Raw genomic sequence first — 25,730 nt, 5'->3', positions numbered from 1 at the left:
TTTCTTCACGCCCGTGTCACGTCGGGATAGGCTTCAATGGCTGCAGTCGCATCGTCGACCAGTTTCGTACCGGCCTCCGCGAGCTTCCTGAACGTCTCGAAGCCGAACCGGTGGATGTCTCGACAGAGCGACCAACCGCCCGGCCGTGAAAAGCAATCGTCCGAAGCCCCCATGGGTTTCATCTCCATCATTGGCGATGTCACCGGGCCGGAGCGCTCCTCGATCGCAAGCCCCACGGCGGTGTAGAACATATCGAGCCTCCACAGCACGGCCGGATCGGGATCCCCTATGGTGGGGAGTGCACGACGTTGTTCCTTCGTGACGATGAAGTCGGCCAGCAGCGTGGCGTCCGATTTGCCTTCCCATGAGCCGTAGGACTCCTGAGCACGGATCAGCCGCACGAGGCATTTTACGAACGGGGTGGCAAGCGCCGCCTCGTCCTCGTTGACAGCAGGGCTGACCGCGGCTTCAGGCATTTCATATTCTCCTCATTGCAGTCCTCTTCCTCGATTGACGATTCCTTTTTTCGGGGACGCCTACTTCGGCCACAATTGCGCAGCCGGCGCCCGGCTCGGGGCGGCCGATTCCACGCAATCGATGTCCCAGTGGCCGACCTTGAACACGTCCTCGACTGCGAGGTCTTCCACCCCGGCCGGAATTCGCGTCGAGCATCGCTTCCGCCGTGATGCGGCCGGAGGTCATCGCAAGATTGGAGCCTCGAACCCGCTGCAAGCGATCCACACTGTGCTGCATGGAACCGACTTGCTGCGGCCGCGCCAGGGAAATGGACGAATTGGCCAGTACACATTCCAACCATCACCCCCTTTTACGGGGGGCGCTTTGACACCTTCGGCAAAAAATTCTTTTGCGGTGCCGCGCAGAGAGCGCCGTGACAAACCTTTTCATCCTTGTAGTTGGCCAAGGCCTGTAGCAACTCCGGTAGAAGGTGCTCTTTCAGTTCGTCAGGGATAGGCTCCGGACCGTCCAGCGACTTCAGTGCCAGCTCGACCAACTCGATCGCGCGATTTTTGTTGCCGCTCTGATGATAATACCGAGCGACCGCCGGATAAGACCAAAACTTTGGGCTGTCGCCTTGCGGGGGATTCAGTGCCAGCACGTGTTCGGACAGCTCTTTGCCTATCGCGAAGCGCTCAGCAGACGGAAAGCGCGAATGGTCAAGGTTCGGATGGAAGAGTTGGTCTAGCGCCGCGATCATCCAGTCCTCGGAGTTTCTGTCGATCGCGTCGCGAACCAATTGGTGCATGAGGGGCAAGCCGGTCCACATGTCGTGCATTTTGTGAAGCACCAGATTCGCATGAGCCAGGCGGAAATTGAGGTTGTCCGGCAACAAGGCAATGCCCTCTTCGATCGCCGAGAGCGCCGTCTTCCAATCCTCTGTCTTCACCGCCGCCCAAAATCTGTCATTGATCGGCTTCTTCAACGCTTGTTCGCGCGCCATGGGCTCGTTTTTGGCGATCCGCTCCGTATCGGCGGATTTCGCTTGATCGCTGGTGCGCCAGCTGCCGTTAAGCACTTTCGGCAAGACCTCATCGAGTTCCGTCGGATGACCGATAAAGGCGATGTGGCCGTCTCGGTCGACCACGAACGAGGTCGGAATCCCGACAGAAAAGCTGGGTTCCATCCAAAGCTTGTTCATTTCGCCTGTGTAGTCGAACGCTATCCGATAGTTTAGATTCGAGCACTTTTCGGTCAACCAAGCGTCCAACCTGGTTCGGCCCTCGACGGCCGTTGGAGCGTCCTCATCAGCCGCGATCCCGACGACCTCAAGTCCGCTGTCCTTGTATTTCTCCTGCAGCTGCATCAGATGGGGCATCGCCGACACACATGGTCCGCACCAAGTTGCCCAAAATTCGACGATATACACTTTGCGGGGCTGGAGGTTCGTAAGGGGCTCGCCACGCAGCCAGTTCTCCACTTTGATCGAAGGAGCCGATGACCCCATCTGCAATACCATGTTGCTCTCCAAAGCTATGGCCAAAGGTTGCGCGACTTTATGCGCGAGCTTGTTTCCCTCTGGAAAGGGGGCACACGGGCAGGGAAAAGAGAGCATCGCTCGTCTCGCGCGTCTGCGTGCAGTCAGCCTTCACTTCGTGTTGCCGCATCTCAATTCGCAAAGGCCGTGCCAGCGCGCTCAGCGGGCAGTAACCCCATGATTTCGCTTTCAAAAGCCTCGATCTGCCAAGATGGCCGGTTGTATTGAACCCGACATGTTTTCTGCCGCTGTCCGGTTTTGGACACGCATCACTCGCTTTGCCCCGCCAGAAGCGTGGCCACGAATGACTGAACAGGCATTCGGGCTGAGCGACGAGCAGATGGACATCTTGACTGCGTTAGCTGCCGACAGGCTCGTCGTCACCGCTTCACGCCACTGGCTTGAGCGTCTTGCCGTTCCGGTACCTCAGGCGGTAGTGGATCTCGCCATTTGCGATTGCAAAAGGCTGTTACATCCGAGCGCGGCCTGTGGCCCCCTCACCCGCCTTGCGATTGAATTCCTGGCTGACGTCATGGGAGTTCTTCACGACGAAGCCGGTCCAGCTTCGGCTCGCCAATACCGCCACATCGTCAGCTCGACCATTGTGGTCGTGGCGAAAAGGTCAGGATGAGTGCTGGCATGTGCGGCCTTCCGGGGTTCCTGCTGCTGTCGTTTATCTTCCGTGTTCCCTGTGCTCAGGCGCTAAAGGGACCGCCTGGTGCGAATGTGAGCGTTGTCGGAATTTGACCAGCCTCAAGGCCGCTCGGTCGCCACGCGGTGGGCCGGGCAGACTGAAAACGCCGAAGATGCGGCCTCCCTCGCCGCTGACCCGGCTACCATCCCAGGCGATGACAACGTGATTGATGCCATCGTTGAGCCGGCAAGAGCCCGACCGTCCGACTCGAAGGTCGGCGCCTCGGCCCTGCACGGTCGTTGCGGTGTTCACTCACGGCCAGTGGTGAGGGAAATCGCGATAACGCCAATACGGATGCGGCTACGGTCCGAACGCGGCCTGCTGCGCTGAAACGACTTTCTTTCTCGACCTGACGCCGACCCAAGCATCGGTGTTTTTGAGCGCATTGAGGAGCGCCTGTACCTCTGCGCGGCCTTTGAGCTCCGCGTTACGGATCATCTCGGGCGAGAAGAACCCCCGAGCGCGCGTTAGAGACGTCCGGGATGTCTCGGCGACGGCGCTTGCAGATTCGAGCTTCGCGAAAGTTGCGCTTTGCCGCGACCTTTCTCCGACTTCGCATCAGGGTAGGTGACCAGGGGAGTAGAGCGCCTCGGACAGCATCGGTGCTACTTCAGAACCCGTCAGCGAGCCAAAAACAGCGGCAATGGCGGCTTGCCAACTATCCATCTTGTCACGCCACCGAAGAGCCGCTCGCGCAGCCGGCGGCTGCCATAGGCACCCATGACAATCATGTTGGCAGACGTGTCTATTGCGTGCTGCGCGAGCACCGTGGCCACCGGTTTGCCGGCGCTCGGCAGCCGGTCGACCAACACCCGAGCACCATGCCGAGTGAGATAGGCAGCGATGTCGGCTCCCGGCTCGGCGCCGTTTCCGGTGCAGGTCGCCTCCGGATCGACTAGTGCGACACGAACTTCCTCAGCACCGGCTAGCAGATCCAGCGCTTCCCGAACCGAACGGGACGCCTCGACTCGCGAATCCCAGCCGACCAGCACGCGCCGTGGAGACAGAGTTGCCTCAGCGCCCTCCGGCACGACAAGCACCGGCTTTCCCGTATCGAACAAGCTGCCGTTGATAACAAGAGGTCCGAGACGAGTGTCGTCGAGAAGTGCGGGGCCGATGATGGTCACGTCGGTGCAGAGCGCCCGCTGTCGCACCGCGTCACCGACGCCGGCCTTGTCCCAGTGTTCGGTATCGACCTCATAGCAGCGCCACGTGGCTCTCAGCAGCTTGTGAATTTCCCTGGATGTCTTTTCCAGGTTGGCCATGTCCTGTGAAAATCTCTCGATCTGCCTAAACCGTTTGTCCAGTCTGGCGATGGCCTGTGCGCGTTGTCCAGGCCACTCGGGGATGAAATCGCCGAGCAGCGGAGACGGCATAATGAGCGGCGGAGGCGACATCACCAGTACGGAAAGATACGCGCCGACTTCGGCACACAAGCTGGCAGCTGTTCTGACATCCTGATCGGAGTGGTCAGCTCCCGTCACACTGAGTACGCTTCTGAAAGCCATTTGACTGCTTCTTTCTGAATATGTCGTACCTGTAGGCGCGTTTCGAAGCCGCAAGATTTGCCCCCAGCACGACGGAGATGGGGGGGTGGCACTACATCCGTTCGCTATTCAGCCGTCCGGCCACTCGAGCGAGTAGCCGGCCGACCTGACGGTACGAATGACGCTGGAGGGGGAGGCCGCCTTCAGCGCCCTTCTGAGCCGGCTGATATGGACATCAACGGTGCGTACACCGACATGGATATTGGCCGGCCAGGCCGCGCTGATCAGCTCGTCTCTGGTGAAGACCTTGCCGGGACTCTCAAGCAAAAGCCGCAGCAGGTTGAACTCGATCGGCCCAAGGTGGACTTCGTGGCCATTACCCCGAACCCGGTGGGCATCGAGCCTTATCTCAAGATCGCCACAGGAGATCCAGCCGCCGTTTTCAATCCCGTTTGAACCCGGCTTCGGCAGCGCCAGCTTCGTCCGTAGACAGTCGAGCAGCTTGGCCGGCGCGAAGGGCCGCACAAAGCTCTCGTCAATACCAGCCTTCAAGAGATCCAGGTGCTGGTTCTCGGCGCCGGGCGCGATCAGCGCAATTACGGGCAGGCCGCCGGTCCGGGGCTCCCCCTTGAACCGGGCGCAGATTGTGGAGCCTGTCGCGCTTGTTGGCTGGCAGTCCAGCACCACGGCCTTCGGCTCCCGTTCACTGGCCAATGCAAGCGCCTCCTCCACGCCGCCGGCCAGTTGAATCGTGAAGCCGTCCACCTCCAGAATGTGGCTGTGGACCAGATAGAACTCCGGATCCTGCGAACAGATCAGGACCAGTGGCTTCATCAGCGCTGCCCCAAGAACCACATCGGCCTCCATCGCCTCGATTGAGAGGGCTGGCCATCGCATGTCCTCAAGGCCTGACACGATCCCGTTGATCAAAAATCGGTTCCATCACGCCCGCGCCACCTCGGGATGAGCCTCAATGGCTGCGGTCGCATCGCCGGCCAGTTTCGTACCGGCCGCAGCGAGTTTCCGGAACGTCTCAAAGCCGAACCGGTGGACGTCGCGCAGGGTCTTCGACAGAACGACCAACCGCCCGGCCGTGAAAAGCACGCGCCCGAAGCCCTCATGGCTCACCTCCATCATCGGCGATGCCATCAGGCCGGAGCGTTCCTCGATCGCAAGCCCGACGGCGGCGTAAAAAATCTCGAGCCTCCACAGTACGTCCGGATCGGGATCGCCGATGATCGGGATCGCGCGGCGCTGTTCCCTGGTGATGATGAAGTCGCCCAGCAGCTCGGCGTCCGATTTGCCTTCCCAAGACCCGTGGGAATCATGAGCCCGGACCAGCCGCACGAGGCATTTCACGAACGGGGTGGCAAGGGCCGCCTCGTCTTCGGCGACAGCAGGGCTAACCACGGCGTCAGACATTTCGCCCACTCCTCATTTCAGTCCTCGTCCTCAAAGGACGGTTTCTGTTCGGCGACACCTGCCTGCGTCAGCACCTTGCGCAGCCAAGGGGGAGGACACGTCCTGAGCATCATCTGCGTGCGCAACAGCACCTCTTGGATGGTTTGGGGGTGCGGCACTTTGATCGGATGAATTTTTGCCGAAACAACCTTGGCTGCCGAAGGCCCTCCGATCGCCAGACAAAACAGGAGATGACAGCCCTTCAGCGCCTCCACCTTCGGGGTGATGCGGTCGTCGCCCTCAGTCCGATGCTTCCCGCTCTCGTCGGAAACGTCATCGAAGGCCACGGCTTCCACGAGATTCCACTCCTCGCGCATCACGTCGTAGACAGCAAAGCGCCTGGCCGAACCGAAATGGGCGTTGAGGTTCTTCATGTCCTGCGTGGCGATCGCCACGCGCAATGCGCCGGCTTGGCGTTTCGGTGTCAGTGCGTGGACCTCGTCAGTGACGAGCGAGAGGCGACGAACGGAGCTCATCTGGTATTTCTCGCTTACGGAGTGGATCAAGCGCCTTAGGCGTCGGCGCGTGCCGGTTGGCTTCAAAGATGTTGGCAACCTCGAAGATCAGGTCGCGGGTCCCCTGGTAGAGGATTGTGAGCTTGTGCTGGCTGCCGAGCCGGTCGAAGATCGGGAAGCCGACCCGCATGAGCGGAATGCCGAGGCGCTGCGCCGCCTGGCGGCCGTGGGAATGGGTGATGAGAAGATCAGCGCCGGCGCCAAGAGCTTCCAAATCGCCGAGATCGCCGATCTGAACCGACTGCGCCGGTACTTCCTCCAAAATTTTCGACATGTCGGTCGTGGTGACCGCCGCCGCGATTTCGGAGCCCATTCCGATGAAGAAGCTCGCGAGTTGGCAGAGTTGGTCTGGTTCAGCAGCGATCGCAATTTTCTTGCCTCCAAAGTGGAAATGTCCGTCGAGCAACGCGTCCTGCAACTGCGCGCGGCGACGGCGCACCCCAGCCGGCGCCGCCGCGCCCGAAACCGCGGACAGCAGCGAGACGAACCGGTCGGCGTCCTTCAATCCAGTCAGCGACCGGAACAGCACGTAAGGCACGCCGGTCAACCTCTGCAGCAGCTCGGCCGGGCGGCGCATATGCTCACCGATGACGACGCATTGCTCGGCCGTGCCAAGCTCGCGGATATCCTCGACGCTGGTGCCGCCATAGGTGGTCATGATCCAGCGGTCGGGCACCGTACCGTCGAGCGAGCCGGAGACGTCCGGCAGAATCACCGGCTTAAGTCCAAAGCTTTCAATCATCTCACGCAAATGCTCGATATCAGCCACAGTGAGGTTCCAGCCAGGCAGGATCACGATCTTCTTCGATTGCCGCGCCTGCTCGCCGGGCCGCGTAATCCTTTCGATCATCGCGGTGACAGCCTTGGCCCAGCCCTCTTCGATCGCACCGTCGAAATCCGGTGTGTTGGCTAGCACCACCTCCGTACCCGCGAGTTCTTCCCTGCGCTTCAGCCTGATATTGGCGATATCGCCTGCGGAGTCTTCGCCCCGGGTTTCCACCAGCGCCGTGGTGCAGACCCCGATCAGCGTTGGCTTTGTGCGGGCCTTGAGATTGAGGATCGCCTCTTCCAGATGGTCTGCCCCGCCGAGGATCGTCGCCACCTCGTCCATCGCCGTTGTCTGCAAGGGGATGGCTTCCTTGAAATGCCGCACGAACAGCACGAGCGCAAAGCTGGTGCACCCCTGGCTGCCGTGGAACAACGGCATCGCACCGTCGACGCCAAGAAAGGCCAAGGCGGCACCCAGCGGCTGCGATGACTTCAGCGGATTGACCGCCGCCGCTTTGGTCTTGGGAAGGATGCGGACCATCGGCTTTCCTCAACACTCGCCGAAATCGTCGGCCGTCGTGCCGGCGAATTCCTGGACAACATGCAAGATCGCGGTCTCGCTTTTCGTGCTCGGCAGTTCCTCCCTCACCGCAGGCTGGCAATCCCATGGTGCGGGCTCGCGCACCTGGCACCAGATCGGGTTATAAATGGCGAGGTCGATCTGGCGTACGAGTTCCACCATGCCGTCATAGCCGGCGTAAGGATGTTGGCGCTCCTGGTTGATATCGAGCCAGGGTGTCTTGGCCTTCAGCGCGATGAACTGCGTGCGCCCGCCCGACAGCATGATATCGGCCTTGTGTTCTGAGAGCATGGCGTAGAGCTCGCGCGGCGCCATCTGCTCGAACATGTGGTTGTCGTCCTTGAGGATCTGCTTGATGCGCTCCTTGTCTTCGACGGTCGACTTCTTGACAGAGGTGCCGACGATCTCGATGCCGATCTCCATCAGCGCATGGACGACGGACCAGGACTTCACACCGCCGGTGTTGAGCAGCACGCGCTTGCCTTCGAGCCTCGGCCGGTAGGCCGCGAGCTTCTTCCAAGCGATCGCCTCCTCCTCTGCAATCAAGGCCTCGGTGCGGCCGAGGATCTCCGGATCGGCACCCTTCTTCACGAGCAGCTGAGAGATCTGTCTGAGCGCTTCCGAGGTGTCGGTGATGCCGTAGAAGGAGCCCTCGAAAAACGGGATGTCCCAGCGCTGCTCCATCTTGCGGGCGAGATTGATGAGCGCGGTCGAGCACACCATCATAGCCGCCCGGGCGCGGTGCGCGCAGGCAATGTCGAAGTAACGCGCGTCGCCCGGAATGCAGGCGCGCACCCGGATGCCGAGCCGATCCAGCAGCGGCTTCACCAGCCAAAATTCACCCGAGAGGTTGAATTCGCCAAGAATGTTGATGTCATAGGGTCCGGCGTCGTCCGGTTCTACCGTGCCGATGACATGCTCGAGCAACGCCTCGCCGGCAAGCTTGTTGCCGAGATTCTTGGAGCCGACGAAGCCTGGTGCATTGACCGGCACCACCGGTAGGCCGAACTTTTCCGCCGCGCGCTTGCAGACGGCCTCGATGTCGTCGCCGATCAGCGCCGTCACGCAGGTCGGATAGACGAAGATAGCCGGCGGCCCATACGCTTCCTTGATCTCGCGGATCGCTTTGAAGAGCTTCCGCTCGCCCCGCCCCATCACCACGTCGAGTTCGGTGAGATCGGTGGTGAAGCTCGTGCGCCACAGCGTTGGCCCGGACGAAGCCGCACCGCGGTTGTCCCAGGAATTGCCCTCGCAGGCGAGCGGCGCATGGATCAGGTGCGCGACGTCGGTGATCGGCTGCAGCACGATCTTGGCGCCATCGAAGGCACAGCCGCCGGCCGCCGCCCCGGGGGTCAGTGGCTTCGAACAGCCCTCCTTGCGCGCCTTGGCATCCTTGCCGCGGTTCTGCTCGCAGGCAGGCTCGTTGAAGACATCCTGGATTTTGGCTCTGAGCGAGGACATTGCGTTGGTCTCCGAAGTCCCTTCGGGAAGATAACCGGCCTCACCGAAGAGCCGGCCGCCACCCTTAGCGGGTGAGGTCATACGAATAGTCCGTCATGCCCGTCTCGCTTGTCTCGCGATCGAGCTTGTCGAAGATCTTGTCGAGGATCGTCGTCAGGACGCGCAACCCGCCTTGGTAGCCCATGAGCGCAAAGCGATGGTGATGGTGCCGGTCGAAGATCGGAAACGTCAGCCGGATCAGCGGCGTGCCGGTGTCGCGCTCCAGATACTTGCCATAGGAGTTGCCGATCAGCAGGTCCACCGGCTCGGTGAAGAGCAGCGAGCGCATGGCCCAGAGGTCCTTGCCCGCCCAGACTTGAGCGTCCTTGCCGAAGGGCGATGATGCAAGCAGTTCCTTCAACTCCGCTTCCCATGCCGAGGTGCCGTTGGTGGCGAGGCAATGGGTCGGCTCGCCGCCCGTCTCCATGATGAAGCGGGCCATGGCGTAGACAAAGTCCGGATCGCCGTAGATGGCATATTTCTTACCGTGCAGCCAGGATTGGCTGTCCGCCATGGCGTCAACAAGTCGGCCGCGCTCCAGGCGGATTGCCTCGGGGATTTGCTTGCCGGAAATCGCGGAGACCTCCATCAGGAAGTCGTCGGTCGCCTGGACTCCGAGCGGGTAATGGAACGAGGCAGTCGCCTGCCCTACCCCCTCGCAATACTCCAGTGTTTTTCGGGTGTTGTAATGCTGTAACGAAAGTGTCGCCTCGGCGTTGAGTGCCTTCCTCACGTCTTCGATCTTCGTGCCGCCGTCATACATGCGATATTCGCCGTCCGACGGCGTGTCGAACTGGTCAGAGGCGTCTTGGATAAAGGTATAGGACACGCCTATCAGATCGAGCAGGCGCTTGAGTTCCCGGTTGTTGCCGACACAGAAGCCGTCGAAGCCCGGAATGATGTTGATGGTTCCCTCGGCTTCCGTTCGCTCCTCGCCTTTCCAGAAATGCTCCAAAATGCCCTTGACCGCGACGTCATAGCCGTCGACATGGCTGCCGACGAAGGCCGGCGTGTGGGCGAAGGGCACGTCGAAGTCGCGCGGGACCGAGCCTTCGTCCTTGGCGTTCTCGATAAAGCTGTGCAGGTCGTCGCCAATGACCTCCGCCATACAAGTGGTCGAGACGGCGATCATCTTCGGGTCGTAGAGTTGGTACGTGTTGGCGAGCCCGTCGACCATGTTCTTCAGGCCACCGAACACTGCCGCGTCCTCGGTCATCGAGGAGGAAACTGCCGAAGCAGGCTCCTTGAAATGGCGCGACAGGTGCGAGCGGTAGTAGGCCACGCAGCCCTGGCTGCCGTGGACGAAGGACATGGTTCGCTCGAAACCGGCGGCCGCGAACACCGCGCCGAGCGGCTGGCAGGCTTTGGCGGGGTTCACGACAAGCGCTTCGCGAGCGAGGTTCTTTTCGCGGTATTCCCACGTCTTGGTGAATTCGCCTTGGTCGGTAACGACCTGGTCCGGGTGAGGACATTCGAAATTCAGCCTCTTCTCGGCGAGCATCTGCCTGTATTCCGGCTCGCGGAACAGGGGCGCATGGTCGAGAACTTTTTCAGCCGACTGCGGCATGGATGGTTACCTCTTCTCCATCTGGCCGCGCCATACGGCGGCACAGGGACGTCGAAACGTTTCAGGTCTCCCGCGGACAAAGCGCCGCAGGCGTTCATCGGCCTTCCCGGCTTCCGGGAGGCCAGGTTTTTCATTCCGCAGCGATCGCCGCCGACGGCTCGGCTTTTTTCTTCCAGGGAGCGTCGTAGAGGCCCCAGACCGGGTTGTTGATGGCCAGATCCATGTCGCGGGCGAAGATGGCGAAGCCGTCGTAGCCGTGATACGGGCCGGAATAATCCCAGGAATGCATTTGACGGAACGGTATGCCCATCTTCTGGACCGGGTACTTCTCTTTGATGCCGGAGCCAACGAGATCAGGACGGATCCCCTCGATGAACTTCTCCAGCTCGTAACCAGTCACGTCGTCATAGATCAGCGTGCCCTTCTTCACGTAATGGCCGGTGCGCTGATAATCGTCGTTATGGCCAAATTCGTAGCCAGTGCCGACGATCACCATGCCCAGATCCTCATATGCCGTGACGACGTGACGGGGGCGCAGGCCGCCGACATAGAGCATCACCGTCCTGCCTTCGAGGCGCGGCCGGTATTTGGCGATGACGGCATCGACCAGGGGTCGGTATTTGGCGATGACCGCCTCGGCCTTGGCCTCGATTTCCGGCCCGAAATGCTTGGCTATCTTGCGCAGAGAGGCTTCAGTCTGGGAGGGGCCGAAGAAATTGTACTCCATCCAGGCGATGCCATACTTTTCCTCCATATGCCGGCAGATGTAGTTCATCGACCTGTAGCAATGGATGAGATTGAGCTTGGCCTTTGGCGCTCGCTCTATTTCGGCCAGCGTAGCGTCGCCCGACCAGTTGCCGACCACGCGCAGGCCCATCTCCTCGAGCAGGATGCGCGAAGCCCAGGCGTCGCCACCGATATTGTAGTCGCCGATCACATTGACATCGTACGGGCTGGCCTCGAACTCGACGTCCTTCTTCTCGAACACCCAGTCGCGGATCGCGTCGTTGGCGATGTGGTGGCCGAGTGATTGCGAGACGCCGCGGAAGCCCTCGCAGCGCACCGGCACGATCGTCTTTTCGTGCTCCTTGGCCTTGTTGCGGGACACCGCTTCGGTGTCGTCGCCAATCAGGCCGATCGGGCATTCGGATTGCACACTCATGCCCTTGTTCAGCGGAAACAGTTCCTCGATCTCATCGATGATCCGTTCCAGCTTCTTGTCGCCGCCGAAAACAATGTCCTTCTCCTGGAAATCGGAGGTGAACTGCATCGTGACGAACGTGTCGATGCCGGTCGTGCCGACGTAGTAGTTGCGGCGTTGCGACCAGGAATATTGCCCGCAGCCGACCGGGCCGTGCGAGATATGGACCATATCCTTGACTGGACCCCAGACCACGCCTTTCGAGCCGGCATAGGCGCAGCCGCGAATCGTCATCACTCCGGGGATGGACTTGATATTCGATTTGACCTCGCATTCGGAAAGGACCTCGCTTTCCTCGCCAGCCTCGTCGCCGCTCTTTGCGACGCTGAGGTGCTTTTTGCGGCGCTTCGCCGCCTTGTCAGGATATTGCGACAGCACCTCCTCGATAAGCTTCGCATGGAGGGCGCCGTCATTCTCGTATTCCAGGCTCATGAGACCCCTTTCAAGGTTCAGGGTGACGCCTCACCAACGAGGCGCCGTTCTTTGAAAGGCGCGCCACGTCAGGCCGCGCCACCAGTCAGTAGCGGTCGTTACCGTGCGGCCGCCTTCGCCGCTTCCTTGACCTGAAGCTCGGCAAGCATCTGCTCGTCCGTCTTCATGATGCCGAAGTCGAGCAGCATGTCCTCGAGCTCCTCCATGGTGATCGGGGTGGGGATGGTGCCCTGGCCCGAATTGTTATGGATCTTCTCGGCCAGCGCCCTGTATTCCCCGGCCTGCTTGGAGTCCGGCGCATACTGGATCACAGACATCTTCCTGAGCTCGGCGTGCTGGACGATGTTGTCGCGCGGCACGAAGTGGATGAGCTTGGAATTGAGCCTCGAAGCCAGCGCTTCGGCGAGGTCGAGCTCGCGGTCGGTTTGGCGCTCGTTGCAGATCAGGCCGCCGAGCCGCACGCCACCCGAATGAGCGTATTTCAGGATACCCTTGGCAATGTTGTTGGCGGCATAGAGCGCCATCATCTCGCCGGACATGACGATGTAGATTTCCTGAGCCTTGTTCTCGCGGATCGGCATCGCGAAACCGCCGCACACTACATCCCCGAGCACGTCGTAGGAGACATAGTCGACATCGTCATAGGCGCCGTTCTCCTCGAGGAAGTTGATCGAGGTGATCACGCCGCGACCGGCGCAGCCGACACCCGGCTCGGGGCCGCCCGACTCCACGCATTTGATGCCTTTGTAGCCGACCTTGAGCACATCCTGGAGTTCGAGGTCTTCCACCGAACCTTCCTCTGCCGCGAGGTGCAGGACCGTATCCTGCGCCTTCGCGTTCAGGATCAGGCGGGTGGAGTCGGCTTTGGGGTCGCAGCCGACGATGAGGATTCTCTGCCCGAGGTCGACAAGGGCGGCGAGGGTATTTTGGGAGGTGGTGGACTTGCCGATGCCGCCCTTGCCGTAAAAGGCGATCTGACGCAAACCTGACATGTAGCTTTCCTTCCTTCGTTCCATTCATCGCGGCTGCCGCGACACGAATGCCGGTCGGGCAGCTGTCGCCGCCTCGCACCCAAGGTTTCAAGACTCGTGCCAATTTGGCTCGTCGAATCGAAGAATAATTTTGTGGTTGTTTTTCAGGTATTTAGCTTGAAGCCGCAGAAAGGATCGTCGGAACAAGCCGTGTAGCGGACCCGACAATGGCGACACAAAGCGGCGGATCGCGATCCTCAGTCACGCATTCGTTCGGACCGCATCGTTGTGTTGAGTGGGCGAACAGCATCTCGACCCTCTTGCGTTTTTGCGGGATGCTGCGAACTCTCCTGTTCCGGCGAGCTGACGTGCTTGGTCTCGCGTGCCCTCATCGACACTGCGCGGAATCTTGCGCCACGCTGGCATACCTGCGAGCCACCGCCAGCAATTCGGGGCTGCGGGCGATCATCCGGCATCAACCCAAGAGGCTCGGCTCACTTATCGGCGCAGGAGTTCAGTATCGGCGTCATCGCCTTCACATGTTCGTCGATCCGCTCGAGCACTTTCGCCGCGACAACGTCGCGCTCAGGCAGATGCCACCAGTGCTCGTTGACGAGTTCGACGGTCTCGACCACTGCCTTCAGGACTGCCGGCTCCGGAAGCCTTGCACGGTTCGCGAATGCTTTCCATCGCGGTGCTGCTAGCGCCTTGAACGAGCGCTCCCCTCCAAGCGAAAGCGCCATGGCGTCGGCGGGAATATATGGCACGGTCGACAGAACGTCGTAGATTGGTGCAAGCACCGGCTTGTCGCCGTTGCCGGGATAAATCAAAGACCAGTTCTTCAGGTGCATGTCGCCATGGCCGGTGATGACCGTCAGCACCAGGCGGCGGACGAATTCGAGAGCCGCCGTAGGCGAGACGGCTACGCCAAGGGCCAAGGCTATGTCGTGATAAGCGGCCCCCTCATTTTTGCGCGAGGGATAGACACCGAAGACCTGAGCGAAATCCTCGATGTGTATCCTCTCGCCATCGGCGCCGCGATCGAAGCGTTTGACGAGAAGGACCTTGCCCTCCGACAGCGTGTTGAATTCTTCGGGAACGCCCTCAAAATCGGACTTCTCGACCAGTTCGCATTCAGGAACCTCCATGCCGATCGCTGCAGCCAGCGCCAGGTTGGCGAATTCGTTCTCGGAAACGCCCGGAAACGCCGCCGAAGGGAACTTGGCGATGTACCGGCCCTGCTCGTCGTCCATCGGCAAGGTAAGGCCACCGCCTTTTCCAGTGTTCTTCATGACCGACAGCTTCATCTGCACGCCGGCAAGTGAGAACCGTGCCTTGGGCTTATCTTTTGAAGCATCCTGCGAAACCGCTATCGCGCCGTCACTGGGCAACGCCCGTACGGCTCCCGGCAGATCGGCGCCCAGCGCCGCTAAAAGATCGAAATCATTGCCTGGCCGGACAATGCCTTCGTGGTGCTTTTCCATCGCCTCGCGCAATTTCTCCTCCGGCAGGAGGTTCGCGAAGAAAGCGGGCAAGGCGCCCGCCAGAGGCTTCGGATCTTTCCGCAATCCTCCCGTCGCTGCCCGGAACGACAGGCTGAAAACCGGAAAGCCGCCCGTCGCGCGGTAGGCCTCATCGAAGTTGAATGCATTGAAATCGCCCGGCGTCCTAACGATTGTGCCGACCTTCAGTGCGTTCAAGAGCACGTCCAGCGACGGGATCGTCTTAGCGGCGCGAAAAACTGGAGCCATGATCGTCATCGTCAGGTTGAGGAACAAAAGCGGGTCGATCGTCATCATCATTCGGACGCAATAGAGCCTGGACAGCCGGCACCATGACTTGCGGAACCATCATCATTTCCAGACCGAGTGCGCGAGCGATATTCATGAGCGTCGTCGCACGCGCCGCTGCGGCTCCCTTTTCAATGTCGCGATAGCGGGGACGGGATATACCCGCCAAATCAGCGACCTGCTCCTGCGTCATGGCAGCGGCCAGCCTCGCCTGCCTGAAAAGCCGACCGATTTCGCGCAGAATTTCCGATTCAGATGCCATCATGATACCTATACGATCTATTCCAATGCGCGATGATACGCAAAGGTATCTCATTGCTCCGGTGGGTGCGATATGAGCCCAAGGAACCGGTGCGACCTGGGAGAGCAACTCGGCGGGAATATCGATGCCCTGGCTGCGGACATAATCGACAGCGCAGCTGAGATAGACGGTAAAGCGCGTAGGCTATTGGCGGCCCGTTCAGTTCTGGCTGTCGGAAAGGCGCCCGAAGCCGGTTGCGAAGTTCGCCGTTGATCTCCGCCGCCCGGAGCTGCACGAGCATATGCGCACCGTGAAGTGACCAGCGCATCTGCTGCTTCTTGACCATACGTTTCCCGACGACTGAGTTCACCGCCGACTCGGCGAGAGTGGTGGCGACGGCGAAGCCCAGCCCGGTAGCGCTTTCCATCCTTTCTGACTCAGTAAGACTAGGCGCCCGCCGCCACGTGCGGGCGACCCCGGCATCAACCGGCGGGCAGATGTGCCGAGGGCAACAAGCGCGCCTGACGCAACGACGCCAGATCAGCCGAGCCGGTGCAGAAGCAGGCGACGGCCAACTGGCGGATGACGATCTCGAAATGCGCGACAACCGCCTCGGTGGATACCGTAGCCGCTCGCAGCACGCCGGCCGCCTGCCCGGCGATGTCCGCGCCCAGGCGGATGGCCTTGGCCACGTCGACGCCGTCGCGGATCCCGCCCGACGCGATCAGCTTCACCTTTGGCAGCGCCCGACGTACCGCCTGCACGCTGGCCGGGGTCGGAATCCCCCAATCGGCGAACGCCATCGCCACTGCACGGTCGGCGGCATCGCGGGCGCGCTCGCCCTCCACCGCGGCCCAACTGGTGCCGCCGGCGCCGGCGACATCGATCACCGCCACGCCCGCCTCGACGAGCGCACAGGCCACCGGGGCGGATAGGCCCGACCCCACTTCCTTGGCCACGATCGGCACGCCCACGCTGCGCGCGGCGCGAGCGATCTGCGCCAGGACGCCGCGCCAGTCGCGGTCGCCCTCCGGCTGTACCGCTTCCTGCAGCGGATTGAGATGGACGATGAGTCCATCGGCCTCCAGCGCATCCACCGCCCGGCGCGCCAGGTCCAGGCCGTCGGCCTCGCGCAGTTGTGCGGCGCCGATATTGGCCAGCAAGGGAATGTCTGGGGCCAGGCGGCGCAACGTGCGCGTCAGCCCCTGGGAGTTGCGGGATTGCAGGCTCACGCGCTGCGAACCGACGCACATGGCGATCCCCAAGGCTTGCGCTGCCTCGCTCAGATGCCGGTTGATGGCCTCGGCGCGTGGCATGCCGCCGGTCATGGAGCTGACCAGCAGCGGCGCGCGCATGGTCTTGCCCAGCAGCGAGGCGCGCAGGTCGATCTGCGTCAGGTCCAACTCGGGCAATGCGCAGTGTTCGAAACGGATGTACTCCCAGCCGGCGGCGACCGTGGCCGGCGCCGTTCGCTGATCCAGCACGATGTCCAGATGGTCGTCCTTGCGCCGGCTCAGGGCGGTGTCGCTCATGCTCGCTCCATCCGTCTCATCGGGCGACGGCGTTGCGTCGGATCGGACCGACGGCAGCGCGCGCACGCCGCCGCCTCCCGCGCGTTCAGGCCGGCGCACGCTGGCCTCCCCCCGCAGCGTCGCTGCGGTAGCGGCTGTTCGAGGTCAGGTAGTACTGCGCGCGGATGGCCGCCATGGCCTCGATCAACGGTCCCCACGGCGCGGGAAAGCGTTCTTCCGCCATCACCCGGTGCAGCATGCGCGTATGGCCGGCCAGCTCGTCGTTGAGGAACTCCACCACAGGCATAGCCGGATAGCGCTGCAGCAGCAGGATCGCCGCGTTGTCGGCCTCGCCGGCCGACCTGTCCTTGTCGCGGCCATGCAGATCGTTCTGCAGGCGCCCTATCGCGGAGATGAGCCGCAGGACCTGGCGAAACGCCGGACGCGCGCGCAAGGTCGCCATGTTCAGCCCCCACAGCAACGACAGGCAACAGAACACGTTCGTGTAGGCGACCGAATCGATGCCGTTGTGCAGGTACTCGGCGTAGGACCAGCGTTCCGCCCCTGCCGCCTGCGCGTGTCCGGCGCGCAGCGCCGCGCAGTAGCACCGGGTATCGTCGAGAAGCTGAGCATAGTCGCGACGATCGTAGGCGAGCGCGGCCAGCGAAGCGCGCAGCACAGCGCAGCCCTCGAATCCGGGGAGCGCGCACGGCACGCCCTGCCCCAGCGCCTGCTCCACCGCGGCGATCTGTTCCGGCGCGATCAGGACAAGGTCGTTGCAGTCGTCGAGCCAGAACAGGAGCGCCAGTTCGCGATAGAACGCCACGATCAGCGTTTCGTCCTGCGGATCGCGGCCGGTGCGGGCGCTGGTGTCGCGCAGGCTCGGGTGGATGCGCTGCAGGATGTACTGGCCGCCCCTGACCGCTTCCATGGCATGCTCGTCGGCGAACCCGGTCAGGGAACGCCCCCACTCCAGCACCTGCTGCAGCGCGCGTTCGTTCTGGATCATGGCGCCGCTCCTGCTCCCTCAGCCAGGACGCGCCGCCCCCAACGAAGCGCCAGCCACAAGCCGGCGAGTTCGGCCACGCGCACCACTCGGGTGGGGCAATACAGTTCCTTGCCGATCCACAGCGGCGTTTGCGGCAATGCATGCGCCGCATGGCGGGCGAGCATCCACTCCAGCGCACGCGCCACCGCCTGCGCGATGCGCCGGCGCCCTGTCGGCTCTTCGTTCCCGTCCAACACGTGCAACGCGAACAGCGCATAGGCGGTTTCCTCGAATGTGGACGCGCGACCGGCGCCCCAGCCGCCGTCGTCGCGCTGCGCCTGCAGCAGCGCCGCCAGCGCGCGCTCGTCGCGCCACTGGGGCTTGCCTTGCGCCAGCGCAGCGACCGCATGCGCGGTGGGATACAGCCACGAAACGTGCCATTTCTCGTTGTCCCATAGACCGTGGGGGTTTCGATTGGCCTCGACGTAGGCGCTGGTGCCGGCGGCGGGCTTTCCCAACAGTCGCAACGCATGCAGGGCATGGATGTTGGTCGACACCGAGGCATTGCGCTCACCGGGGAAGGTGACGAACAGCTCGCCGATTTCGAAATGGTGCAACGCATCGACCGCCGGGTCACGGCCTGCAAGGCGCAGGACGCACAACGCAACGGCGGTGTCGTCCGCATCGGCCGCGAAGTGCAAGGCCGGGCCCAGACCGCGCACGCCCAGGCGCGCGTCGAGCTGCGCGACGATCACTTGCACCGCCTCGGCGAGCGCGGGGTGCGCGAACAGCCCGGCCAGATGCAGGGTGTACAGCGACCAGCATGGCTCGAACACATTGATCGGCCAGACGTTGGGAACGACACCTTCGATGCCGCTGCGCGTCGCCCGCGATGCCGCCTGCAGATACGCGTCGGCGCGCCCGACCTGCGGCGTGCTCCCCTGTGTCACGGCGTGCGCACGCCACGCGGCGGTGGCCGCCGGACTGATGCCGATGCTGCCGTCGTCATCCGGGCATGCGGTGGTCGGCAACGTCCCCCAGGCTTCCCAGGAGTGCAGCAACGGATGGCCGCTCGGCAACGTCGCCACCGCCCCCAGCTTGACCAGGCACGCTTGCCGCAACGGCAACAGCGCCGGGTGACGCGGAAACGCCACGCCGCCCAGCAAGGATGCGGCCTCGCCGCACAACTGCGGCAGGATCAGCTCCGCGCCGATCGGCGCATCTTCCGGCACCGCATGCGCGTAGGGATCTGGCTGGCGCTCGAGGAACCGGGTTGCAGCCTGGACAGCGTCGGCAGCGCCGGGAAGAAGATCGGCACGCTGCAATGCCAGTAACGCCGCCCACGTGGGCGCATGGCGGAACAGCGGGAAGTCCGCGCTTCCCCATCCGCCATCGGCCTGTTGCTGCGCGATGAGCCACTCGTATGCGTCCTGCCGACCGGTGACGTTGCCGTGGAACTGCAGAGCTCGCGCCGTGTCGTAGACGGACGGACCGACGCTGCCGCCGTCGCTCATCTCGCTCAGCAGGTGGCGCAATTCGGAAAGGATCTGTTCGGACAGCGCGTTCACGCGGGATGTTCCTTCTGCAGAGGGCTAACGAGAACCAGGTCGGGCAGACGCCGCGCACGTCCCCGTCGGTTCGGACACAGTGCAGCATTCACCGCCCGCCGGCCGATCGCAGCAGACGGGGGCGAGTCCATGCGGACGGACGCGCTCATGCGTATGGCGCGGACAGATACACGTTGGCCCGCTGCAGCATCTGCGCCAACCGTTCCGCACGCGGCCCCAGCGGGACGATGGCCTCCCCGGCGTCGCGCAACAAATCCAGCGCGAACTGGCGCGCTGCCTGCAGCCCCATGATGGACGCGCAGGTCGGCTTCTGCGCCGCCGCGTCCTTACCGGGGGTCTTGCCCAGCGTCGCGGTATCCGCTGTCGCGTCGAGAATGTCGTCAACCACCTGCAACGCCAGGCCGAAACAGGCGGTGTAGCGATCGAGCGCACAGTACAGCGCAGCGTGCGCGGCATCCTCCGCGATGGCGCATAGCGCGCCCATGCGAACGGACGCGCGCACTAGCGCTCCGCTCTTCATCCGGTGCATCGCCACGATCCTGTCCAGCTCGGCGTGCTTTCCGACCAGCGACAGATCCATCGCCTGCCCGCCTGCGGCACCCTCGGCGGACACGGCCTGCGCCAGTTCGCGCACGAGCGCGATACGGTTGTCGCCCGGCGCATCGAGGCTCGCCAGGGTCAGGAAGGCGTGTGCCTGCAGCGCATCGCCGACCAGGATCGCAGTGGCTTCACCGAACTTGACGTGCACGGTCGGAAGGCCGCGGCGAAGCACGTCGTCGTCCATCGCGGGCAGGTCGTCGTGGACCAGGGTACAGGCGTGCATCATCTCGATGGCGGCGCCGACGTCGTCTAGCATGTGCGCCGGCGTGTCGGCCAGTGCGCCGGCAGCCAGACAGAGCAAGGCGCGGGTGCGCTTCCCGCCATGCAAGGTGGCGTAGCGCATCGCCGCCATCAGCTCTGTCTCACCGTCGTCTTCGGCGCAGAGAAGACGCGCCAGCGCCTGTTCGACCCGCTTTGCGCCGTCCTGCATCCAGATCTCCGGCAGCAGCCTGCCGGATGCGCCGCGCGCCTGCGCGCCCAATCCGCGGAGCGCGGAAACGCCAGTTCGGTCGTCGTGTAGCGTGGAACCGGTCTGCATGTTTTTCATGTCCTTGTACCTGACACGAGATGGCCACAGCGAGCGCCAAGCCGCAGCGGTGTTGCCGGCGTCGCACCGAGCGCGTGCGCTGAGTGCAGCAATGCCGCGCCTCGCCGGCGCCGCTGCCTCGCCACACGGGGCATGCGATGCCAGCTCATGAGAAGCCTATGCGGATTGCCATGGACGGATGTGCGGTCGGGTAATACCGCCGGCCTTTTTCGACGCCGCTCAGCAACCGCGGCCGCACCCCGGCCTGGTGCATGGTCAGCGCCAAGGCGATGCAGAACTGCACCATTTCCAGCCATACGAGGTGATAGCCGATGCAGACGTGTGGGCCGGTACCGAACTGCAGCATGTCCACCGGCCGGATCGGCTCCGTGCGTTGCAGCCACCGCGCCAGGCGGAACTGATCAGGCGCCTCGTGCAGCAGCGCCGAGGTCGAGAAATGCAGCAGCGGGATGCACAGATGGGTGCCCGCGGGAATGCGCCGTTGGCCGAGTTGCAATTCCTGCAGCGCGCGACGAGGCAGGAGCGTGGTCGCCGGATGCAGGCGCAGCGTCTCGCGGAACAGCGCCTCGGCGACCGGACACTGCGCCAGGTCCGCGTGCCGGGTCGGCACCGCGCCCACGCGTTGCGCCTCCTCGACCAGGGCGTCCCACAGCACAGGCTGCCGCGCCAGCTCGATCACCATCCAGGCCATCGTCGAGGCAGTGGTGTCGTGACCGGCAAGCAGCAGCAAGCGGATATTGGCGACCAGGACGTCATCGGAGAGCCCATCGTCGCTGCGGTCGAAGACGCTCACCATGTCGTTGATCAACCCGGTGCGCGCAGCATGCGCGCGCGCGTCGCGGACGAACTGGCGCAACTGCGCGTCGATCCAGTCGCGGGCGGCGCGGCCGCGCCGCAACGGCAGTCCGGGCAGGTCGACCGGGGGCGCGACGATCAACTGCAGCAGTTGCCGGTACTTGCGATGCCATCCCGGCAGGTCCTGCGCGGGGATTCCCATGAGGCTGAAGATGAGCTTGAGCATCAGGTCGCCGGTTTCGCGCAGGATGGTTGCCTCGCCGCGGTCGCGCCAGGCCTGCACCCGCGCCCGGATGACGGGCGCGAACAGGTCGCCGATGCCGGCTTGGGTCAGCCCCTTGGGCAGGAACGCCGCCTTGATCGCATCGCGCGCCTGCCGGTGCGCGCCGCCGTCCTGGGCAACCAACGTTCCGCCAAGCAATTCGGGCGCGATCTCTTCGATCAGCGCCGAGGACACGTCCTTGTGCCGGAGCAGTGCGAACGCATCCGGATGCACGCAGGTCATCAGGTGTCCGGCAGGGCCGAAATCCAGCCAGAAGTGGCTGCCCAGCGTCCGTTCTGCGCGCTGCAGCAGGCGCGGCAGGTCGCAGACAATGGCGGGGAGATGCCCGACCAGGGGGAAAGCGCCAGGCATGACCGGGATGTCGCATCGCAGCCGGTGCCGACGGTTGAGCGGGTTGAGCAGCATGTCCATCAGCAGCGCGCCGCCGCCGCCGATTCGGTGTCGCCGGCAGGGCGCGCGGCGCAGCTGTTGCCACCGTCGGCGTATGTCGGCACATGCGCCAGCATGCCGCCATCGATGCACACGACCTGGCCGGTGATGAACGCAGCATCGTCGGAGAGCAGGAACGCCACGAGCGCGGCCACGTCCTCGGGGCGGCCGACGCGCTGCAGGAGCTGGTGACGGCGCAGATGCCGTTGCATGCACTCGTCCAGCTTGGCGAGGAGACGCTCGGTCATGACGAGACCTGGCGCAACGGCGTTGCAGCGGATCTGCGCATGACCGTATTGGGTGGCGAGCGAAGCCGAGAGCATGTTCATCGCCGCCTTCGACGCGGCGTAGGACGTCTGCGCGGTGTCACCGCTGAGTCCCTGGCACGACGACATGTTGACGATCGCGCCACCGCCGCGGGCGATCATCCGTGGGATGGCCTGCCGGCAGCAGAGCAGGGTGCCGCGCAGATTGGTCGCCATGGTCTGATCCCAGACCGTTAGGTCCAGGTCGAGGATCGCGCGGTCGCGCGGGGTCAGATGCATGGCGCTCGCATTGTTCACCAGCAGGTCGACCCCCCCGAAGTGCCGCTCCGCCGTCTCGAACAGCGCTGCCACCGCCTGCTCATCGGCGATATCCATGCCTATGGGCAGCGCGTGGCCTGCTTCGGCCGCGATCTGCGCGGTGCAGGCGATGGCCGCCGAGCCATCAATGTCGGCCACCACCACTCTTCCCCCCCCGCGCGCGATGGCGAGAGCGCATGCCTTGCCGATGCCGGCGCCAGCGCCGGTCACCACGGCCACCTTGCCTTCAAACCGTCCCATCGTGTCTCCTGAATTGTATTGGTCTTTCGCAGCATGCCGCTCGGCCTCCGCCGGAGAAGGCGCAGGGTCGGCGCTGGCGCGCTCGTCATGGCCAGCGTCGCTTTCGATGACCCGAATGGCGGCGACCGGGCACTGGTTGGCCGCAAGCCGCACGGCGGCGTGCAGCGCCTGCGGGACCGTCGCCACGCACACTTCGGCCACGCCGTCCGGTTCGCGCTGGCGAAAGGTGCCCGGCAGCGTCAGCACGCACTGCCCGGTAGTTCCGCACAGATCCTGATCGACCAGGACGCGCATCTCAGCCCCCCTGCCCATGCAGCCGCACCGGCAGCGCGCGGAACGTCCTAAGGAACGCGGAGGGCTCCCGGGTCGGCTGCTCGGCCAATGCCAGCGTGGGGAAGCGCGCCTGGATCCGCGGCAGGCTCTCGGCCAACTGCACTCGGGCCAGTTGCGCACCCAGGCAGAAGTGGATGCCGTGGCCGAAGGTCAGCATGATCTTCCCGTCGATCGACATGCCAGGACTGGTGCCGTAGAACCGCACGGGATCGAAGCGGTCGGGATCGGCGAAGGCGTCCGGGTCGCGATTGCCGGCCGCGATCAGCACGCGCACGTCCGCGTTCTTCGGGATCACCACGCCGCCCAGTTCGATGTCGCGCTGGGCGATACGCGGAATGGAGCTGAACATGGCGGGCGCGTCGTAGCGCAGGGCTTCTTCGACGAATGCCTTCACCCCCACGGCATCTCCCTTCAGCCAGTGCCGCTGTTCGGGATACGCCAGCATCGCCAGGACCGCATGGCCGATGGCCGCGGCAGTGGTGGCGAAGCCGCCCAGCAGCATGCCCCAGAGCATGCTGATCAATTCCGCATCCGACAGCATGTCGGCATCGTCGTCGTGTGCGCCGACCAGCATTGACACGATGTCGTGGCGGGGATCGGTGCGCTTGCGCTGTATGAGGTCGCCGAAGTAGGCCTGCACCCTGGCGCTGGCCGCGTCCGCCGCGGCGAGCTGGGGATCGCTGGCGTGCGGGCTCAGGCCTTCCAGAATGGCGCTGATGCCGGCGACGAGCCCGAACGTGTCGTCCTGGGGCATGCCGAACAGTTCGCCGAAAACCAGCATGGGCAAGGCCAGCGCGAATTCCCGATGCAGGTCCACCGCCTCCCCGCGCTCCAGCGCGGGCGCCATGCCGTCCAGGCGCGCTGCGACGATGCGAGCGATGGTCGGCCTCAGGTTGTCGATCTGGCCCATGGTGAAATCGCGCGAGATCAGCCGGCGCAGACGCGTATGAGTCGGTGGTTCCTTCATCGCTAGCGTGGACGCCAGCAGACTGAGTGACAGGCTGGTCGCCGCCCGCGGGAAATAGCGCGCCAGTTCGCCCGGCGCCGGTCCCCGAAAAGCATCGCCCGTGGCCTTGAGCGCCCAGTATATGTCGGCGTGGCGGCTCAACAGAAAGAGGCCCGACGCCGCGCGATGCACCGGATCGTGCTCGCGCAACCACCGCATGAATGGATACGGGTCGTGGATGCAGGCTGGCGACGCCAGTTCGGCGAAGGCGTCCCGGCATGTTGCCGTGGTTTCTTGCACGTCCATATTGGTTACCTGTTGGCTGGCTGATCTGACCGGCGCGCCAGGCGCGCCGGCAAATTGCGGAGAAGATCGCGATTCCCGGCGGCGTCCGCGCATCACCAGAGCACCGGGAACTCCTCGAAGCCGCCAGTGATGATCTCCTTGCGCAACTTCAGTTCTTCGGGCGCCACGGCCAGGCGCAGCGCGGGAAAGCGCTGGAAGATCGAACCGAACACCACCTTGAGTTCCAGCCTGGCCAGCGCCGCGCCGATGCAGTAGTGCGGCCCGTAGGAGAACGCCAGGTGCGGGTTTTCGTCGCGTCCGATGTCGAAGACTTCCGGGTCGTCGAAATGGCGCGCATCGAACGACGTCGCCGGCAGGCCGACCAGCACCTTGCTCTCCGCGGGAATATGCACGCCCGCGATGGTCACGTCGGTGCTCGGATAGCGCATGATGCCGTCCCAACCCGCGCCCGGCGGGTACATGCGCAGGATTTCCTCCACCGCCTTATCCACCAGAGATGGATCGCCGACCAGGCGTTCGCGCTGTTGCGGATGGCGGAACATGGCCAGCAGGCCGAATTCGATCTGCGCGACGGTGCTCTCGTGCCCCGCCACCAGCATTCCCGCCGCCAAGCCGATCGCCTCTTCCTCGGTCGCCTTGCCCTGGTCGACCGCCGCGAGCAGATCCGTCAGCAGGTTGTCGCCCGGACCCTGGCGCTTGTCCCGCATCTTGCCGCGAATGTAGGCGCGCAGTTCTTCCCAGGCCAGGCGCGACGCGCTGCGCGGGCCGCTTTCATGCTGGTGCGTCATCACCTCGTCGGACAGCCCGGCGAAAAAGGCGTGATCCTCGTAGAGCACGCCCATCAGCGCGCTGATGACCATGGCCGGAAGCGGAAAGGAGAGGTGGCGCCGCAGGTCGGCGGGCTGGGGCTGGGCCGCCAGTGTCTCGAACGACTGCGCGGCGATCGCCTCGACCTGCTGCTCGAGCAGCTTCACCCTGCGGTTGCTGAAGGCCGGCGCCACGATCGTGCGTAACCGGGCATGCTCGCCCCCCTCGTGCGAGACCAGCCACCCCGGCGATCCGAGAATCACCGAATCCGGGGTGAATGCCGCCGGCGGCATTCCCGAGGGCCGGAACGCCGCGTCGGACAACACCGCCTTGGCCTCGTCATAGCCTGTGACCCACCAGCCTTCGTGCCCGGACGGGAAGCGCACGTGGTGGATCGGACCGTTGGCGCGTAGCGCCAACATCTCGGGCGAGGGCTCAATGTGATCGACGCGCCACATCGGCAGCGTCGGCAAAGGTTGTTCGGACATGGTGGCACTTCACTCTATAGCGATGGAAGGGCGGAAGGTGACCGGCGGGCGCTGCGGCAGCGAAGACCTAAGACGGCTGTAGACGACGTCGTCCGAAGGCAGACC

The 25,730-nt window shown here is 63.8% G+C and carries 22 protein-coding genes and 2 pseudogenes; 1 reads left to right on the top strand and 23 read right to left on the bottom strand.

The features are described 5' to 3' along the window. Window positions 1-5: 5 nt before the first annotated feature. Window positions 6-476: a DUF269 domain-containing protein gene (locus NKH42_RS16155; protein WP_352974283.1), complete on the bottom strand. Its 471-nt coding sequence runs from the start codon at window positions 474-476 to the stop codon at window positions 6-8. 350 nt (window positions 477-826) lie between these two features. Then, the gene (locus tag NKH42_RS16150; protein WP_352974281.1) at window positions 827-1,975 is read right to left on the bottom strand and encodes a TlpA disulfide reductase family protein; all 1,149 of its coding nucleotides are present in this window, start codon (window positions 1,973-1,975) and stop codon (window positions 827-829) included. A gap of 322 nt (window positions 1,976-2,297) precedes the next feature. On the opposite strand from NKH42_RS16150, the gene NKH42_RS16145 reads away from it, so the two are divergent. After that, on the top strand, window positions 2,298-2,624 hold the full coding sequence (locus NKH42_RS16145; RefSeq protein ID WP_352974280.1) for a hypothetical protein: 327 nt from the start codon (window positions 2,298-2,300) through the stop codon (window positions 2,622-2,624). A 683-nt stretch (window positions 2,625-3,307) separates the two neighbouring features. Here the strand turns inward: NKH42_RS16145 and NKH42_RS16140 are convergent. The 21 genes and pseudogenes from NKH42_RS16140 to NKH42_RS16045 form a co-directional block, all read right to left on the bottom strand. Further along, window positions 3,308-4,249 carry a universal stress protein gene (locus NKH42_RS16140; RefSeq protein ID WP_352974279.1) on the bottom strand — a complete coding sequence of 314 codons (942 nt, stop codon included), beginning with the start codon at window positions 4,247-4,249 and terminating at the stop codon, window positions 3,308-3,310. Window positions 4,250-4,303: 54 nt separating this feature from the next. Next, window positions 4,304-5,089, bottom strand: a complete 786-nt coding sequence (locus NKH42_RS16135) for a response regulator transcription factor (protein ID WP_352974302.1) — start codon at window positions 5,087-5,089, stop codon at window positions 4,304-4,306. Between the two features lie 27 nt (window positions 5,090-5,116). Further along, on the bottom strand, window positions 5,117-5,596 hold the full coding sequence (locus NKH42_RS16130) for a NifX-associated nitrogen fixation protein (RefSeq protein WP_352974278.1): 480 nt from the start codon (window positions 5,594-5,596) through the stop codon (window positions 5,117-5,119). Between the two features lie 17 nt (window positions 5,597-5,613). Further along, a complete protein-coding gene (gene nifX / locus NKH42_RS16125) occupies window positions 5,614-6,111 on the bottom strand; it encodes a nitrogen fixation protein NifX (protein WP_352974276.1) in 498 nt (165 codons plus the stop codon). Further along, window positions 6,077-7,459 carry a nitrogenase iron-molybdenum cofactor biosynthesis protein NifN gene (gene nifN / locus NKH42_RS16120; RefSeq protein WP_352974274.1) on the bottom strand — a complete coding sequence of 461 codons (1,383 nt, stop codon included), beginning with the start codon at window positions 7,457-7,459 and terminating at the stop codon, window positions 6,077-6,079. The genes nifX and nifN overlap by 35 nt, the downstream gene beginning before the upstream one ends. A 9-nt stretch (window positions 7,460-7,468) precedes the next feature. Beyond that, complete coding sequence (nifE, locus tag NKH42_RS16115; RefSeq protein WP_352974301.1) at window positions 7,469-8,959, bottom strand: nitrogenase iron-molybdenum cofactor biosynthesis protein NifE; 1,491 nt, start codon at window positions 8,957-8,959, stop codon at window positions 7,469-7,471. Window positions 8,960-9,023: 64 nt separating this feature from the next. After that, window positions 9,024-10,565 carry a nitrogenase molybdenum-iron protein subunit beta gene (nifK, locus tag NKH42_RS16110; RefSeq protein WP_352974271.1) on the bottom strand — a complete coding sequence of 514 codons (1,542 nt, stop codon included), beginning with the start codon at window positions 10,563-10,565 and terminating at the stop codon, window positions 9,024-9,026. Window positions 10,566-10,695: 130 nt separating this feature from the next. Continuing rightward, window positions 10,696-12,198 carry a nitrogenase molybdenum-iron protein alpha chain gene (nifD, locus tag NKH42_RS16105; RefSeq protein WP_352706817.1) on the bottom strand — a complete coding sequence of 501 codons (1,503 nt, stop codon included), beginning with the start codon at window positions 12,196-12,198 and terminating at the stop codon, window positions 10,696-10,698. A gap of 98 nt (window positions 12,199-12,296) precedes the next feature. Beyond that, window positions 12,297-13,190 carry a nitrogenase iron protein gene (nifH, locus tag NKH42_RS16100; RefSeq protein ID WP_352706820.1) on the bottom strand — a complete coding sequence of 298 codons (894 nt, stop codon included), beginning with the start codon at window positions 13,188-13,190 and terminating at the stop codon, window positions 12,297-12,299. 473 nt (window positions 13,191-13,663) lie between these two features. Continuing rightward, window positions 13,664-14,920, bottom strand: coding sequence for a type II toxin-antitoxin system HipA family toxin (locus NKH42_RS16095; RefSeq protein WP_352974269.1), 1,257 nt, complete (start codon window positions 14,918-14,920; stop codon window positions 13,664-13,666). Further along, window positions 14,895-15,221 (bottom strand): helix-turn-helix domain-containing protein, encoded by a 327-nt coding sequence (locus NKH42_RS16090; RefSeq protein WP_352565968.1) that lies wholly within the window; start codon window positions 15,219-15,221, stop codon window positions 14,895-14,897. Before NKH42_RS16090 ends, NKH42_RS16095 begins: the two co-directional genes overlap by 26 nt. A gap of 223 nt (window positions 15,222-15,444) precedes the next feature. Then, a pseudogene (locus NKH42_RS31275) lies at window positions 15,445-15,591 on the bottom strand (ISKra4-like element ISMet1 family transposase); the annotation flags it as partial. Window positions 15,592-15,682: 91 nt separating this feature from the next. Further along, window positions 15,683-16,732 carry a type 2 isopentenyl-diphosphate Delta-isomerase gene (gene fni, locus NKH42_RS16085; RefSeq protein WP_352974267.1) on the bottom strand — a complete coding sequence of 350 codons (1,050 nt, stop codon included), beginning with the start codon at window positions 16,730-16,732 and terminating at the stop codon, window positions 15,683-15,685. A gap of 85 nt (window positions 16,733-16,817) precedes the next feature. Beyond that, complete coding sequence (locus NKH42_RS16080) at window positions 16,818-17,720, bottom strand: terpene synthase family protein (RefSeq protein WP_352974265.1); 903 nt, start codon at window positions 17,718-17,720, stop codon at window positions 16,818-16,820. Next, window positions 17,717-19,267: a hypothetical protein gene (locus NKH42_RS16075; RefSeq protein WP_352974262.1), complete on the bottom strand. Its 1,551-nt coding sequence runs from the start codon at window positions 19,265-19,267 to the stop codon at window positions 17,717-17,719. Before NKH42_RS16075 ends, NKH42_RS16080 begins: the two co-directional genes overlap by 4 nt. 145 nt (window positions 19,268-19,412) lie before the next feature. After that, entirely contained in the window at window positions 19,413-20,405 is a 993-nt protein-coding gene (locus tag NKH42_RS16070) for a polyprenyl synthetase family protein (RefSeq protein WP_352798339.1), read from the bottom strand. Between the two features lie 154 nt (window positions 20,406-20,559). Then, window positions 20,560-21,903 (bottom strand): cytochrome P450, encoded by a 1,344-nt coding sequence (locus tag NKH42_RS16065; protein ID WP_352798316.1) that lies wholly within the window; start codon window positions 21,901-21,903, stop codon window positions 20,560-20,562. Beyond that, window positions 21,903-22,745, bottom strand: a complete 843-nt coding sequence (locus tag NKH42_RS16060) for an SDR family oxidoreductase (protein ID WP_352798338.1) — start codon at window positions 22,743-22,745, stop codon at window positions 21,903-21,905. Before NKH42_RS16060 ends, NKH42_RS16065 begins: the two co-directional genes overlap by 1 nt. Window positions 22,746-22,913: 168 nt before the next feature. Beyond that, window positions 22,914-23,039: pseudogene (locus NKH42_RS16055) on the bottom strand (ferredoxin); the annotation flags it as partial. A 1-nt stretch (window position 23,040) separates the two neighbouring features. Beyond that, window positions 23,041-24,330, bottom strand: coding sequence for a cytochrome P450 (locus NKH42_RS16050; RefSeq protein WP_352974260.1), 1,290 nt, complete (start codon window positions 24,328-24,330; stop codon window positions 23,041-23,043). 92 nt (window positions 24,331-24,422) lie between these two features. Next, a complete protein-coding gene (locus NKH42_RS16045) occupies window positions 24,423-25,625 on the bottom strand; it encodes a cytochrome P450 (RefSeq protein WP_352974258.1) in 1,203 nt (400 codons plus the stop codon). Window positions 25,626-25,730: the final 105 nt, after the last annotated feature.

The organism is Mesorhizobium sp. M1142, assembly GCF_040318565.1.
In the GTDB taxonomy this organism is placed as follows: domain Bacteria; phylum Pseudomonadota; class Alphaproteobacteria; order Rhizobiales; family Rhizobiaceae; genus Mesorhizobium.
Note: the sequence above shows the minus strand (reverse complement) of the source record. Positions and strands in the feature narration are given on the sequence as shown.

Coding starts and splice junctions, on each gene's coding strand:
- NKH42_RS16145 (WP_352974280.1), top strand. CDS start 2,298: ATGACTGAACAGGCATTCGGGCTGAGCGACGAGCAGATGGACATCTTG.
- NKH42_RS16155 (WP_352974283.1), bottom strand. CDS start 476: ATGCCTGAAGCCGCGGTCAGCCCTGCTGTCAACGAGGACGAGGCGGCG.
- NKH42_RS16130 (WP_352974278.1), bottom strand. CDS start 5,596: ATGTCTGACGCCGTGGTTAGCCCTGCTGTCGCCGAAGACGAGGCGGCC.
- nifH (WP_352706820.1), bottom strand. CDS start 13,190: ATGTCAGGTTTGCGTCAGATCGCCTTTTACGGCAAGGGCGGCATCGGC.
- NKH42_RS16150 (WP_352974281.1), bottom strand. CDS start 1,975: ATGGTATTGCAGATGGGGTCATCGGCTCCTTCGATCAAAGTGGAGAAC.
- nifN (WP_352974274.1), bottom strand. CDS start 7,459: ATGGTCCGCATCCTTCCCAAGACCAAAGCGGCGGCGGTCAATCCGCTG.
- NKH42_RS16080 (WP_352974265.1), bottom strand. CDS start 17,720: ATGATCCAGAACGAACGCGCGCTGCAGCAGGTGCTGGAGTGGGGGCGT.
- NKH42_RS16095 (WP_352974269.1), bottom strand. CDS start 14,920: ATGGCTCCAGTTTTTCGCGCCGCTAAGACGATCCCGTCGCTGGACGTG.
- NKH42_RS16045 (WP_352974258.1), bottom strand. CDS start 25,625: ATGTCCGAACAACCTTTGCCGACGCTGCCGATGTGGCGCGTCGATCAC.
- NKH42_RS16060 (WP_352798338.1), bottom strand. CDS start 22,745: ATGGGACGGTTTGAAGGCAAGGTGGCCGTGGTGACCGGCGCTGGCGCC.
- NKH42_RS16050 (WP_352974260.1), bottom strand. CDS start 24,330: ATGGACGTGCAAGAAACCACGGCAACATGCCGGGACGCCTTCGCCGAA.
- nifE (WP_352974301.1), bottom strand. CDS start 8,959: ATGTCCTCGCTCAGAGCCAAAATCCAGGATGTCTTCAACGAGCCTGCC.
- nifX (WP_352974276.1), bottom strand. CDS start 6,111: ATGAGCTCCGTTCGTCGCCTCTCGCTCGTCACTGACGAGGTCCACGCA.
- NKH42_RS16065 (WP_352798316.1), bottom strand. CDS start 21,903: ATGGACATGCTGCTCAACCCGCTCAACCGTCGGCACCGGCTGCGATGC.
- fni (WP_352974267.1), bottom strand. CDS start 16,732: ATGAGCGACACCGCCCTGAGCCGGCGCAAGGACGACCATCTGGACATC.
- NKH42_RS16090 (WP_352565968.1), bottom strand. CDS start 15,221: ATGGCATCTGAATCGGAAATTCTGCGCGAAATCGGTCGGCTTTTCAGG.
- nifK (WP_352974271.1), bottom strand. CDS start 10,565: ATGCCGCAGTCGGCTGAAAAAGTTCTCGACCATGCGCCCCTGTTCCGC.
- NKH42_RS16070 (WP_352798339.1), bottom strand. CDS start 20,405: ATGCAGACCGGTTCCACGCTACACGACGACCGAACTGGCGTTTCCGCG.
- nifD (WP_352706817.1), bottom strand. CDS start 12,198: ATGAGCCTGGAATACGAGAATGACGGCGCCCTCCATGCGAAGCTTATC.